11 protein-coding genes are annotated in these 12,718 nt (G+C 65.7%); 5 read left to right on the plus strand and 6 right to left on the minus strand.

Annotated features, from left to right (window positions below; translation table 11 throughout):
• The first annotated feature begins 58 nt into the window (after positions 1-58).
• Positions 59-1,546 (plus strand): recombinase family protein, encoded by a 1,488-nt coding sequence (locus tag ACTIAO_RS15025; RefSeq protein ID WP_441907003.1) that lies wholly within the window; start codon positions 59-61, stop codon positions 1,544-1,546.
• Positions 1,547-1,909: 363 nt separating this feature from the next.
• Here the strand turns inward: ACTIAO_RS15025 and ACTIAO_RS15030 are convergent, their stop codons facing one another.
• The 4 genes from ACTIAO_RS15030 to ACTIAO_RS15045 all read right to left on the minus strand — a co-directional run bounded on the left by ACTIAO_RS15030 (position 1,910) and on the right by ACTIAO_RS15045 (position 5,423).
• On the minus strand, positions 1,910-2,779 hold the full coding sequence (locus tag ACTIAO_RS15030; RefSeq protein WP_441907004.1) for an exopolyphosphatase: 870 nt from the start codon (positions 2,777-2,779) through the stop codon (positions 1,910-1,912).
• Positions 2,780-3,007: 228 nt separating this feature from the next.
• The gene (locus tag ACTIAO_RS15035) at positions 3,008-3,832 is read right to left on the minus strand and encodes an ABC transporter permease subunit (RefSeq protein WP_441907005.1); all 825 of its coding nucleotides are present in this window, start codon (positions 3,830-3,832) and stop codon (positions 3,008-3,010) included.
• Positions 3,829-4,755: an ABC transporter ATP-binding protein gene (locus tag ACTIAO_RS15040; protein ID WP_441907006.1), complete on the minus strand. Its 927-nt coding sequence runs from the start codon at positions 4,753-4,755 to the stop codon at positions 3,829-3,831. The genes ACTIAO_RS15035 and ACTIAO_RS15040 overlap by 4 nt, the downstream gene beginning before the upstream one ends.
• Positions 4,752-5,423 (minus strand): TetR/AcrR family transcriptional regulator, encoded by a 672-nt coding sequence (locus ACTIAO_RS15045; protein WP_441907007.1) that lies wholly within the window; start codon positions 5,421-5,423, stop codon positions 4,752-4,754. The genes ACTIAO_RS15040 and ACTIAO_RS15045 overlap by 4 nt, the downstream gene beginning before the upstream one ends.
• Before the next feature lie 155 nt (positions 5,424-5,578).
• On the opposite strand from ACTIAO_RS15045, the gene mobF reads away from it, so the two are divergent.
• Positions 5,579-9,052: a MobF family relaxase gene (mobF, locus tag ACTIAO_RS15050; protein WP_441907008.1), complete on the plus strand. Its 3,474-nt coding sequence runs from the start codon at positions 5,579-5,581 to the stop codon at positions 9,050-9,052.
• A gap of 66 nt (positions 9,053-9,118) precedes the next feature.
• Here the strand turns inward: mobF and ACTIAO_RS15055 are convergent, their stop codons facing one another.
• Positions 9,119-9,733 (minus strand): TetR/AcrR family transcriptional regulator, encoded by a 615-nt coding sequence (locus ACTIAO_RS15055; protein ID WP_129457919.1) that lies wholly within the window; start codon positions 9,731-9,733, stop codon positions 9,119-9,121.
• Between the two features lie 50 nt (positions 9,734-9,783).
• Here ACTIAO_RS15055 and ACTIAO_RS15060 point away from each other — a divergent pair, with 50 nt between their 5' ends.
• A complete protein-coding gene (locus tag ACTIAO_RS15060) occupies positions 9,784-10,236 on the plus strand; it encodes a nuclear transport factor 2 family protein (RefSeq protein ID WP_129457918.1) in 453 nt (150 codons plus the stop codon).
• A gap of 124 nt (positions 10,237-10,360) precedes the next feature.
• Here the strand turns inward: ACTIAO_RS15060 and ACTIAO_RS15065 are convergent, their stop codons facing one another.
• On the minus strand, positions 10,361-10,966 hold the full coding sequence (locus ACTIAO_RS15065; RefSeq protein ID WP_441907009.1) for a TetR/AcrR family transcriptional regulator: 606 nt from the start codon (positions 10,964-10,966) through the stop codon (positions 10,361-10,363).
• A gap of 81 nt (positions 10,967-11,047) precedes the next feature.
• Between ACTIAO_RS15065 and ACTIAO_RS15070 the strand changes: the two genes are divergently transcribed.
• Positions 11,048-11,596: an HXXEE domain-containing protein gene (locus tag ACTIAO_RS15070; RefSeq protein ID WP_129457916.1), complete on the plus strand. Its 549-nt coding sequence runs from the start codon at positions 11,048-11,050 to the stop codon at positions 11,594-11,596.
• A gap of 3 nt (positions 11,597-11,599) precedes the next feature.
• Positions 11,600-12,556, plus strand: a complete 957-nt coding sequence (locus ACTIAO_RS15075) for a zinc-binding dehydrogenase (protein ID WP_129457915.1) — start codon at positions 11,600-11,602, stop codon at positions 12,554-12,556.
• Positions 12,557-12,718 lie beyond the last annotated feature (162 nt).

A 12,718-nucleotide genomic window follows, 5' to 3' on the forward strand; every position in this document is an offset into this window, starting at 1 on the left:
GTCTTGTCGACGTGTCGGGTTTGACCGGCGTACCTACCAGGCAACAAGGGAGGTCGTCATGGACGGCACACAAGCAAGCAACAACAGCGTGGAGCAGGTCGTGGTGTACCTGCGCATCTCCGAGGATCGCACCGGCGCGGAGGCCGGAGTCGAGCGGCAACGCCAGGACTGCCTAGAGATGTGCTCCCGGCTCGGGATCGCTGGTCCGGCGATCTTCATGGACAACGACATCTCGGCCTACTCGGGGAAGAAGCGCCCCGGCTACCTCGAGTTGTTGGAGCGGGTGAAGCTCGGGCCGTCGCGGATCGTGGCGTGGCATGTGGACCGCCTCTACCGTCGCCCCCGCGAACTGGAAGACCTCATCGACCTCGTGGAGACCCACCCGATCCGCATCGAGACCGTCAAGGGCGGCGCGTTCGACCTGAACGCCCATGAAGGCAGGCTCATGGCGCGGCAACTCGTCGCGATCGCCTCCTACGAGTCCGGGCACAAGGCCGACCGTATCCGGCGAGCGAACCAGCAGAAGGCCGAGCGCGGTGACTGGCACGGAGGCGCGAAGTACGGGTACGGCATCGGCGGCGTCCTCGTCCCCGAAGAAGCAGCCGTGATTCGGGAAATGGCCGACCGGTTCCTAGCGGGGCAGTCGGTGCGACAGATCACGAGGTGGCTCAACCGCGACGACGGCCCCGAATCACCCAGCAAGGGGAAGAGTCGGTTGAATGTGTGGCACGAGAGCACCGTCGGCTCGATCCTGTGCTCGGCGCGTATCTCCGGGCAACGCGCCTACGAACCCGCATCCAAGACGACAACGGCCTGGCAGCGACGCGACCGGGCGATCCTGGGGCCGGGGAACTGGGAGGCGATCATCACCCCCGAGGAGACGGCGCGTATCCGGGCGGTGTTCAACCATCCCGACCGGCGCGTGGGCCGCTCCTCCAAGAGCCTGCTCGCGGGGCTGATCACTTGCGGCAAGTGCGGCAACACCCTCGTCTCCTCGGGCCTGCACCGGGGCGAGACCTCCATCGGGAAGCGACGCTACTACCGCTGCCTGCCCCTCCCCGGCAGGCCGGAGCGTGGCGGGCTCGTCGTGTCCGCGCACGGGATCGAAACCCTCGTGGGCGAGGCGATGATTACGCGGCTGGCGGCGACCATCCTGCCCGCCACGGGGCGGGGTGAGGATGCAGGGGTCGCGGCGGCGATGGAGCAGATCACCGCCGCCCGTCAGCGGATGGAGGACATGGCCCGCGACTACGGAGCCGGGCTGCTGTCGCGCACCGAGTTGCACGCGGCGAAGACCGCCGCTACCGCGACGATCACGAGCGCCGAACTCACCCTGGGTCGTAGTGCGAAGTCGTCGGCGTTGAAGGGCATCCCCATCGGCGACGAGGAAGCGTTGCGGGCGGCGTGGGGTGAGGAGTGGTCGATCCCGCAGAAACGCGCGATCATCGCCGCCTTGATCGACACCCTCACCGTCAAACCCGCACCAATCAGCAAACGCGGGGCGAGATTCCGACCCGAACGCATCGAACTCACCTTCAAAGCCTGACCCACCCAACCACGCGAGAGCGCCGCCGCCCAGCAGGGACGGGCGGCGGCGCTCTCGCGTACCGATGAAATCAGTGTTCGGGGCGGGTGAGGACGCGGAGCTTGGCCAGCGTGACCGGATCGCTCACGCCGACCGGCACCCCGGAGCGCTCACACGCCTGCCGTGTCCACGCCGCCACGTTGAAGCCCGGCGGCAGGCCACTCCGCGCCTGGCCCTCTCTCTTACGAGCTGAGGTGTTCACGGGGGTTCTGGGGGCTGCTGTTGTCGCCTTCATATCCGACAGGTACGCCCACAAAAACCACAATATGTAGTGTTTGAACTCATAAAATAGCACTACATGTAGTTCATCTCTCGGGTTCGCGTTCAGGAGCCGGTTCGGGGTTTGGCTGCCCAGATCGCAGCCAACAAGCCTGTGTCACGGCGCAGCGAGTCGAGAGGTTCCCCGTCGAGAAGACGCAGGAGCACGCCGTCGCCGGTCGGAGTGCCCGCGTACTTCCGATCAGGATGCCCCAGGACGATCCGCAGCAATGCTGACCATGACTTCGCAGGTATGTCGAACAACACCGATATGGTGTGATCGCGGCGCAGCACCTCCACCGCATTCGCCCGCGAGGTCAGGTCAGCGAGACGGTAGGCGACGTGCTCGACACAATCAGCCACGAGCACAGCACCCCAACCCGTTGAGGCAAACAGCTCGACTATCGCCGACAACGCAGTAGCGACGCGGGCACGGTCGGCATTTTCAGGGTCGTCTTCGTCGTCGTCAGCGGGTTTGACGGCGAAGGCCGAGTGGTAGTCGGCGAGGTGCTCTCGATCAGCGAACCGGATCGCGTCGTGGAACCCCGCGATCCGGGACGTGTGACGCACCTTCCCGGACGAGACCAGCATCCCGGCGGCTCGAATCTCGACACCGCAGGTGATCTGCACCGCCCTGGTCACCACCGCCCACGGATTCCGAGCCTTCCTCGTCGAGGCAGCGAGCATGACCTCGAACGCAGCCGAAGCAATCTCCCACGGATCAAGACCGTGCTTCTGCGCCAGGGGTCGGTATCTGACAGCGGTGTACCGCATCAGCTTCGCCGCTTCACGATCATGCTGCCAAGCCCCAGGCCCGGACTCGTGTAATCGGATCAGCAGGGCGCGCAGCCCTTCCGCGCTTTCGAGGTCGCGACTGGCGGAGCCAGATTGTGCCGCAGCGTCTTCGCTGTCGGCGGGTGAAGTGTGTTCGGTCACGGTGGCACCTCCCGTGAAGGAGGTGGCCCACCAGAGACCAAACCCGAAGGTCGGCCAGTGCGCCCTTACAACCGTCGCTCGTCAAAGACGCCGCGCTCCCACGGAGTCGGGAGCGGCGAACCCGACGATGAAGGACTACCCGGTAGAACCCGTTTCGATGCCCCTCTACCGCCTGACGCTCGGCCGAGATTCGACAGATAGGAGAGCTGATTGCGTGGCAGGCACGGGTTATCCGAGGATGTCGCGGCGGGATAGCACCGAAGAGGCGACGCCTATGAGGACTGCGGAAAACCCCCAGAGCAGGCCGAGGCCTCCCCAGTCGAAGCCGTCCGCAAGTGGGGCGTTGCCGAACGCCCAGTGGTAGGGCGAGAGGTTTGCCAGCCAGGTGAGGTCTTCGTTGCTGCCTCCGACTGCGTCGAGGCCGTAGCCGAGGACGGCGACTCCTGCTCCGGCTCCGATGGCCCAGGAGCGCCGCCCGGTTACTGCACCGACGGCGAGAGCGGCGGTGCCTGAGAGCAGGCCGAGACCTGACCATGCGAGCGTGACAGCCAGAAGGTTCGTAGCGGAGAGGCCAAGTTCTACGGGAGTGTTGATTGCGAGGATCAGCAGGAACGCTACCGCGCCGAGCGCGAGTACTTTTACGATGAGTGCTGCGGCACTTTCGAGCGCGTACTGTGCGCGGCCGACGGCGTGCGCGAGGATGAGTTCGAGCCTTCCGGTTTCCTCGGTGCCCGCGATGAATGCTGCACCCCAGGAGATGCTGGCGATAACGGCGAGCACGAAACCGAGCAGACCGAAGAACGTAGCTTGGGTGTAGCCCGCTCCGCTGGCGATCTGATCAAACCCGAGCGCGTTCACCAGCTCAGCGGGCAGGCTGGCGATCAACTTCGAGAGTTCTGGCGATTGCAGCGAGGGGAACAGCGGCAGGTACATGCCAATCACGGCGGCGATGCCGAGCGACCATCCGAGTTGCCCGCGCCACCCGTCGAGCAGGTGCCGGGAGAGAATCGGCGCGGCCGATGTGGGGACGGGAGTGAGTGCTGCGGTGGTCATTTCGTGCCGTTCGTTCGTGCGTAGAGGTCGAGGATCGACTCTTCGAGGTCGGGTTCTTCGACGGTGAGGTCGCGCACGGTGAACTGCGCGAGGGCCTTCACGACCTGGTCGACATCGCCCCGGATCGTGGCGGAAAGTCTCACCAGATCGCCCGAGGTGGTCGCTTCGGTGTCGATGTCTTGCAGCGTCGGCAAGACGGATAGTGCTGTGCGTACGGTCTCGGCGGTGGTGTCTGCGAGCACAGCGCGCAAGCGGGTGACGCTGGAGAGTCTCAGCGAGGACACATCGCCGTGGGCGATGATCTTGCCACCTGCGAGCACGGCGACATCATCGGCGGTGTGCTGGATCTCCGTCAGGATGTGCGAACTGAGCAGTACCGACTGGCCCGCCTCGCGGGCCTCGCGCACCATCGCCAGGAACTCGCGTTGCACCAGAGGGTCAAGTCCACTGGTCGGCTCGTCAAGGATCAGCAGCTCGGGTCGGTGCATGAATGCTTGGATCAAGCCCAGCTTCTGCCGGTTGCCTTTCGACAGCGCACGCACCGGGCGACTCAGATCAAGGCCCAAGCGTTCGGCCAGTGTCTCGATCCTGCCCGGCTCGACCGGGCCGCTGATCTGAGCCAGATGGCGCAAGAGCGTTCCGCCTTGGACACGCTCGGCCAACTTCAGCTCGCCGGGAAGGTAACCGATCCGGCGACGCAACGCGGTACCGGATCGCCGTGGCACGGAGCCGAGTACCTTCAACTCGCCAGCCGTGGGGCGAATGATGTCCACGAGCATCCGCAGCGTGGTCGTCTTGCCCGCACCGTTCGGCCCGATCAACCCGAACACCGAACCCTGCTCGACCCGCAGGCCGATCCCATCGACCGCGAGATGCTTCCCGTACTTCTTCCGCAACCCGCGCGCCTCAATAACGGCCGTCATTTCTCATCCTTCCCCTCATCCGATGCGGCATCGTGCTGCCCAGCGAGAGCGCTCCGAGCTGCTGCGAGAATTCCAGTGTCGGCGTAGAGGCCGTCGGTGAAGATTTCGAGAGTCGGGAGCGTGAGGCGTGCCGCACCCTCGGCAGAGAACGGGTCAGCGCCAAGCACCTGCGCGAAACGGTCACGCACGAGGAACTGCGCAAGGCCGAACACCGTCACGAGCATCGCGGTCGCGTCAGGATCAGAGGCAGGCTTGATCGACCCCGACTCACGCCCCTTAGCCAGGTTCTGCCGAGTGCTCGCAACCAGCCGCGCGAACAGCTCATCACCGGCCTTGCCCGGTTCGATGAGCAGGCGAGCGATGTAGTTGAACATCGGCCCCGCACTCGTCGCCTCCGCTAAGAGAGCCTGCACCAGGTTCGGGGAAGGAGTCTCCGCAGAGGAGAAGCGCTCATCGAGCAGCTTGGTGATCACATGCTCGTCGCACGCGCGCCGCAGTTCGTCCTTCGACCCGTAGTGATGAATCACCAGGCCAGGACTCACCCCCGCAGCCTCAGCGATTGCTTTCACGCTCGTCTTGTCGAAGCCCCGCTCCGCGAACAACTCGATCGCCGCGTCTCGAAGACGAGCACGACCCGTCAGGTCAGAAGACTCAGATACTGAATGCACATACAGCATACTATATGCGTGTTCAGTGACCGTCAAGGCCGCGCCGCGCCGCTTTCCACGACTGATCCCCTTCTGCCCAGCTCCCCGCTATCAGAGTTATGCACGGATGCTACGGCGGGGCCGTAGTGCGCACCTCCCTCATGAGAAGTCGTCTCGTGAGGGAGGTCAGTGTGAAGGGCGGAGTGCTCCTGTTTCGTGGCAGCGGCAAGGCGGCGCGCCGGTATGTCGAGGCCGACCGTTCCCGCGCCGATGAGTATTACCTCGGTGCGGACGACGCCGTGGCCGAGTACACCGTGCTAGAGAGCACGGGTGAGGTCACCGCCACCCGGTCTCTGTCGGCGGATGAGTACGAGGCGTGGGTGGACTGGCACGACCCGGTCACGGGTGAGTCGATGGGCACCCCGCGTGAGCCGGGTGAGGGGCGTAAGGGGTCGCCGTTGTTCGCGGAGATGACCGTGAACGCGCCGAAGAGCCTGTCGGTCGCTGCAGCCCTGCACCCCGAAGTCTCTGGGGCGTTGGATCGTGCGCAGCAGGACGCCCTGGCGGAGATTCGCCGGTGGCTGGGCCAGCACAGCGTGACTCGGGTCGGGCCGCGTGGGGCGCAGGAGGTCGCGCCTATCGAGGGCATGCAGGTCGTGGGCATCGGTCATAAGACCTCGCGGGCGGGTGATCCGCACCGGCATATTCACATGCAGATCGGCACACGGGTGTGGGCGGCTGGGAAGTGGCGGGCACTGGATACCGCAGCGTTGTTCAGGCAGCAGGGCGCGATCCGTGCGATGGGTTCGGCGGTGATCGCCGCGCACCCGCAGCTCGCGGCCACGCTTGCAGAGCATGGCCTGACCCTGGACCCGGTGAGCGGCGAGGTCGCCGAGTTGCAGCCGTTCAATGCGGTGATGTCGAAGCGTTCGGCGCAGATCAAGAAGAACCTCGACCGGCTTGAAGCCGAATGGGAAGCGGCGCATCCGGGCGAGGAACCTGGCCCGGTCGTGACGGCGCGGATGCAGGGCATCGCGTGGGCGCATCAGCGGCCTGGTAAGAAGCCCGCCGACCTCAAAGATGAGCAGTGGTGGCAGCAGGAACTCCGCGACGCCGGCTACGACCCCGGCAACCTCGCCCGACGTGTCGCGCAACCCCCGGTTGCCCTCGATGACCTCGCGGTGCAGGAGATTGCATCGCGGGCACTGGACCGCAGTGCTGCCGGGTCGTCGGCGTGGACACCGCACACTGTGGCTGAGCACGTCACCAGGATCACGACCGAGCACGGTGTGCAGGCGGCACCGGCAGAGTTGCGGGAGTTCATCAGCAAAGCGAGCGAGGTTGCGGTCTCGGATTGCTTCTCGATCCTGCCACCAGGAGCGGCAACCCCGGAGCACGTCGCGCATCTGACCAGTCTCAGCGTGGTCGCCGCCGAGACTGCGCTGCGCGATCAACTCACCGCCGCGACACCGCGCCGGGAGCCGAAGCATCCCGACGTGGTCGAAGCCGCACGAACAGCAGGATTGGATGAGGGGCAGGTCCTCGCCGCCGCTGCGGTGGCCTCGACCGATCCGCTGGTGATTGTGGAGGGTGCCGCGGGTAGCGGGAAGACCACCATGCTCCGCACCGCCATCGAGGTAGCAGCGCAGCAGGGCAGGCCGTCACGGGTGGTTGCGCCGACGTTGCGGGCGGCGCAGGTCGCCCACGATGAACTCGACGTACCCGCGACCAGTGTTGCGGCACTGGTGTACGCGCATGGGTGGCGATGGAACAGCGACGGCGTATGGACACGCCTCGCAGTAGGTGACACCGACCCCGCAACCGGCAGTCTCTACACCGGCCCACCGAAAGATGCGCGGCTGTCTGCTGGTGAGCGCGTGATCGTGGACGAAGCCGGAATGCTCGACCAAGACACCGCCCACGCACTCCTGACCATCACCGCTGAGGCGCGAGCGACGGTCGCCCTCGTGGGCGACCGCGCACAACTCCCGGCTGTCGGTCGAGGCGGGGTGCTCGACATGGCCGCCCAAATCAGAGGCCGCACCTACGACATGACCGAACTCCACCGCTTCACCGACCCCGAATACGCGGCCCTCACGCTGTCGATGCGCGACCGGGCCAACCCCGGCGAGACGTTCAACCATCTTGTCGCGATGGGACTGGTGAGGCTGCACGCTGATGATGAGCAGGCTCGCGAGCACACCACCGAGAACGCCCGCCAGGGCGAGGCGATCACCGTAGCGACCAACGATGAGGCCGCGGCGTTGAACGAGCGCATCCGCGCCGGGAGAGTCGAGACTGGCGAGGTCAATGACACGGTGACGGCGACCAGCAGCGACGGCCTCAGTATCGGAGCCGGTGACCTCATCCAGACCCGGAAGAACGACACCGCGCTCGGTGTGGCGAACCGGCAACAGTGGATCGTCCAGCAGGTCACCGAGGATGGCGTCGTGTACGCGCGAGAAGCTGCCAGCGGGCGCAAGAGCCCCCGCACCGTCGCCCTGCCCGCCGAGTACGTGGGTGAGCACGCGCACCTGTCCTACGCCACGACCGCCTACGGCGTCCAAGGCGCAACCGTCGATGCCTCCCACACGGTGCTCACCGAGGCGACCAGCGCGGCAGGGGTCTATGTCGGCATGACCCGAGGCCGCGAGACCAACCGGCTGCACGTCGTCGCCACGGACATGGTCGATGCCAGGGCGCGGTTCATCGAGGCGATGGACCGCGACCCCGCCGACCGGGGCCTCGACCACGCCACCGCCCAAGCCGCCGAGGCCGTGCAAGGTCTCGTCAGCGACGGCCCGGTGCGACTTGTGGTGGACGAACTCGACCGGCTCGACCACGAGGCCGAACACGCACAACGGGCGGCGCAGCGGTGGGAGCAGATCGCCGCACGCCTCGATGCCCAACGCGCCACCCACCGCGCCGAAGACGATGAGAGCGCCGCCGTGCTCGGCAAGGCCAAGGACGCCGCCGAACAGGTACGCGCCGAGGTCACGCAGCCGCTCACCAGCCAGGCTGAACGCAATGGAGCGGCCTACCTCGCCGCCGCCGAAGACGAAGCCGCCACCAATGCCCGCCTCGCCACCGTTAGGCGGTTCGGCAGGCGCAAGGCCCGCACCGAGCGCAAGGCCGCGACCGAGCGCACCCAGGCGTTGCGCGGCCAAGTCAGCCGCGAATGGGGCACCACACCGGAGAACCCTGATCGTCTCACCGAATGGGCAGGCCAGGCCGCCACCAAACGCGCCGAGACCGACCCTCGCGTGACCGAGGCCGCCCAGACTGTCGAAGCCGCCACCGCCGACCGGCAGATGATGCGGCGACGGCACGAGCAGGAACACACGGCACTGCTGGTCAGCGAGTACGGGGCCGAGCACGCCCAGGCAGCCCGGTACGGGATGCGGAGCACCACGAACCCCCGCCGTCAAGCGCACGACGCCAAGAACCGGGCCGCGCTCCTACGGTCAGAGGCCGATGAACTCCGCGCCCTCCCCATCACCGACGCCGCCCATCTGATCGAGGCCAAGCGTGCCGAGCAGGAGCGGGCACGGCAACGAGCAGCAGAACGGGCGCGGCAACTCCATGACCCGTTCCAGCGTGACCCCCACCGCACCGACCCGAGCCATGAGGGGCCGACACGGAGCCTATAGACCGCAGAAGGCACGCTGTGGGGTTGCGAAAGTAGCTTCGTCTAGATCGGCTATATTCAGCGGGTTCTAGGTTATCCCTATGCTGCTGATGGTTGGACGGTCGCCTTGGTAGCCGAGTGCGTCGAGCGCGGCATGAATGGTCTGCGCAACGAGTCGGTCGTCGATAGGCGGTAGGCCGGGCATCACCGCACGCATGACGAGCGGCCCGGTCAGTAGGTCGGCGATCCAGGCGGAGTCTGTCGCGACGGTGACCTCGCTTCTCTCCACGGCGCGATTGAGGATGATCTGTGTGTACGCGCGGCGAGGCGCGAGATAGTCGCGGAAGAACGGTGCGCCTATCTCAGGGGTGGCTTCGATGTGTGAGAGCCATCCGGTGAAGCCCCTGGTGACCACGGGATCGGTGAACAGGCGTCGCTGCCGACGCTGCACCTCGATCAGGTCCCCGACGAGGGTGCCGGTGTCGATGTCCTCATCGGTGCCATGCCGTGAGATAAGTATCTGCGGCACCACCTCGGCCAGGTGCTTGAACCGTCGGTAGAACGCCGGCTTGTTCGTTCCTGCACGAGTAACCACCTGATCGACGGTGACGGAGGCGTACCCGTGTTCGGCGACCAGATCGCCCATGGCCTGCACGATGCTGTCCTCCACCGCGCTCTTGCGCGGGCGACCTGAACGAACCATAGTGTAACCAAGAGTAACGTAAGTAGAGCATGTGAGAGAAGAGGACAGGCATGTACAAGCGGATCGTCAGAGGAAAGGTACGGGCCGTCTTCGAGCGGATCAACGCGGGCGACTACACGACGATGGTCGACGGACTCGCCCCGTCGTTCGAGTACCGCTTCCACGGGGAGCACGCGCTGGGAGGCCGCCGCACAACACGGGAGTCGATGATCCGCTGGTGGCAGCGCGTCCTCGATCTTCTTCCGGGAGCTCGATTCGACATCCAGGACGTCCTAGTGAACGGCGGTCCATGGCGAACTCGCATCGCTGTGCGGGCATCAATCGCGGGTGACCTGCCAGGAGGGGTGCGGTACGAGAACACGGTGTTCCAGTTCATGACGCTCGCGTGGGGCAAGGTCATCTCGGTGGAGACCGTTGAAGACCTGCAAGTGCTCGAACGTGCGCTCGCCGCTGTCGCAGAGAATGGAAAGCCCGAAGCTCTCGCCGCACCCATCAGCGACTAGGTGACAGAGGACTCGGCTCTTCCGAGTTGAGCGCGGTTACGTCGAGAGAAGGACGCCGTGGGGAAGCAAAGGTAGCGCGGTCTCGACTTCTTCAATCCGGGGCCAGGCCAGACGTGATGGCTGCCTATTTCGAGGGCCGACGCGGTTGCGGCGACTGGCATCGTCGCGGGCTGAGCACGCTCCGCCAGAATGCTCTTGCCTGATCCAGTGAAAGAGGTTCCGCGAGAATGGCGCTGCGATACACGAGGCCTCCGATGACCGCGTCGACCATCACATCCGGCTGGGTGTTCTCCTCGAGTTCACCGCGTTCGATCGCGGTCGCGATGAGTGTGATGGCTTGCTCGCGTATGGGGTCGATAATGCTTTGCCGGTAGGTGGAGCGTAGTTCGGTGTCGCCTTGGCGGTGGATGTCCAGCGCTACGGCCAGCAGATCAGACCTGCCATCGACCAGAAACCCCAGGCCCGACTCGACGAGGCTGTCGAGGTCGGCTTCAGTGTCTCCGGTGGCCTCGAATGCACGCTCGCCGAGCGCATGCTGCATTGCCGCGACCACGAGGTGCGTCAACGTCGGCCATCGCCGATAGATCGTCGTCTTGGCCGTCCCCGACGCCTCCGCGATGTCATTGATGCGCAGCCCCGCGTATCCCCGCTCTCGGAGCAGGCCGATCGTCGTCGCCAGCACCGCAGTATCGACCGCGGCGTTCCGAGGTCGGCCACCTGCCCCATTCATCGCGAGCCTCCTAGTTCTATCCCTAGTTCCACTACTCGTGGTAGCGTAACCGATGGCAAGGGAGAAAGGAGCTGAACCGCGATGAATGATCTCACTCGGGCCAGTCTCGGCTTTTTCGCCGCGTTCGCCATCCACGACGCGGAGGAGCTCGTGACTATGGCACCCAGCTCGCGCCGAGTCCTCGCACGCGTGCCGAAGTGGGCGCCTATCCCTGACGATCTCAGAATGAGAGGACTCTCGCAGACCCACGTCAACGTCGGCATCGGAATCATGGCGGCGCTCGTCGCCACTGCGTCTGTCGCAGGCGTTCGAACCGAGGGCCGGTCGGTCTGGTTCCGCGGAGGGCTGCTGGCGTTCGGAGCACACGGTTTCACCCATCTCGCAACCGCTGTCGCCGCGCGCGAGTACACCACCGGAGTCGCAACCTCTCCCACGATCGTGATTCCATTCTGGCTGTGGGCGCGGCGCGTGCTGCGCAGGAACGGCATCCGCGAGCACGACGCGAAGTCCATCGCGGTGGCCGTCTCGGTGCTTCCGCTGATACTGGGCACCCATGTGTTCACTCGCCTCATTCTCGGCAAGAAATCAGCCGCAAACATACCCGTGCGCGGTCGGCGGCGGAACGGATAGACGATGTGGGCCATCCAGTACCACCGATACGGCGATCCCTCCGTTCTGCAACGAGACGAGGTTTGCCTGCCGTCGTTGCGACCGGGCGAGGTGCTCATCGAGACCGTGTCCAGCGGGGTCTCAGATATCGACCTCATGTACCGCTCGGGCCGACTGAGGATGCACGGCGTGGGGTTCCCGAAGCAGCCCGGATTCGACGTGCTGGGAGTCATCCGCGATACCCGAAGCGTCGCGGTCCAGCCCGGACGATGGGTGTGGTCGGTGCTCGGTCTCGAACCCTCTCGACGTCGAGGAACCGCCGTCGAGTATCTTCGGGTTGATTCCAGTCGCATAGGTCTCTTCCCCGATGGCTACGCGCCAGAAGCTGATATCGGCGCATTGACCCTTGGCGCGCTGACCGCGCTGAAGAGCCTTCGAGCCGCCCGTGTCGTCGCCGGGCAGCGGATCCTCGTCGTCGGTGCGGCGGGAGCCGTCGGCACGGCCGCGATTCAACTCGCTCGTTTCTTCGACGCCAACGTCGACGCGGTGGCAGGCCCCGCGGGTCAAGACCTCTGTCGCCATCTCGGGGCGAGCGGGGTCTTCGACCACACCACGGTCTCGGTGGATGCTGTCCAGGCATCCGGCGCTTACGACGCCATCGTCGTCGCAGCCGGCCGAGGAAAGGACTGGCTCGGCGCAGCGCGACCCGGAGGCCGTATCGTTCTCACCCGCGCAGACAGCTGGATCAAGACCATTCCTTCCGCGACACGCGGTCGCCACCGAGTCCTCGGCATCGCCGCCGGCCACAGCGCCGCAAACCTCACGTGGCTCGCACAACGCGTGGCAGAGGGGCAACTGACGCCCGCGATCGGGAAGTCCTATGATATCGACGACCTCGCCCGTGCTCACCACGAATACGGCCATGGCGGAACCGCCGGAGCACGACTCATCAGGCACAACCACCAAGCCGGCCCGAACTGACCCCGTCTGGCAGATTCGGTCTGTCCGCGTGCACTGAGTCATCGTTTACGCTCAGCCGTCTCCGCAGGGCAATTCTCTTCCCGTTACTACGGAGAGTTGGGGACCCCGCTCAGCACGTAATCGCACCCTCCCGTAGTGGCGTCAAACACGACATGTGGTATT

This window comes from Microbacterium sp., from assembly GCF_052099035.1.
Taxonomy (GTDB): domain Bacteria; phylum Actinomycetota; class Actinomycetes; order Actinomycetales; family Microbacteriaceae; genus Microbacterium.

What these genes read in the sequence shown, in the direction of transcription:
- ACTIAO_RS15025 (WP_441907003.1), top strand. Translation starts at nt 59, where the DNA reads ATGGACGGCACACAAGCAAGCAACAACAGCGTGGAGCAGGTCGTGGTG.
- ACTIAO_RS15035 (WP_441907005.1), bottom strand. Translation starts at nt 3,832, where the DNA reads ATGACCACCGCAGCACTCACTCCCGTCCCCACATCGGCCGCGCCGATT.
- ACTIAO_RS15040 (WP_441907006.1), bottom strand. Translation starts at nt 4,755, where the DNA reads ATGACGGCCGTTATTGAGGCGCGCGGGTTGCGGAAGAAGTACGGGAAG.
- ACTIAO_RS15055 (WP_129457919.1), bottom strand. Translation starts at nt 9,733, where the DNA reads ATGGTTCGTTCAGGTCGCCCGCGCAAGAGCGCGGTGGAGGACAGCATC.
- ACTIAO_RS15060 (WP_129457918.1), top strand. Translation starts at nt 9,784, where the DNA reads ATGTACAAGCGGATCGTCAGAGGAAAGGTACGGGCCGTCTTCGAGCGG.
- ACTIAO_RS15065 (WP_441907009.1), bottom strand. Translation starts at nt 10,966, where the DNA reads ATGAATGGGGCAGGTGGCCGACCTCGGAACGCCGCGGTCGATACTGCG.
- ACTIAO_RS15070 (WP_129457916.1), top strand. Translation starts at nt 11,048, where the DNA reads ATGAATGATCTCACTCGGGCCAGTCTCGGCTTTTTCGCCGCGTTCGCC.
- ACTIAO_RS15075 (WP_129457915.1), top strand. Translation starts at nt 11,600, where the DNA reads ATGTGGGCCATCCAGTACCACCGATACGGCGATCCCTCCGTTCTGCAA.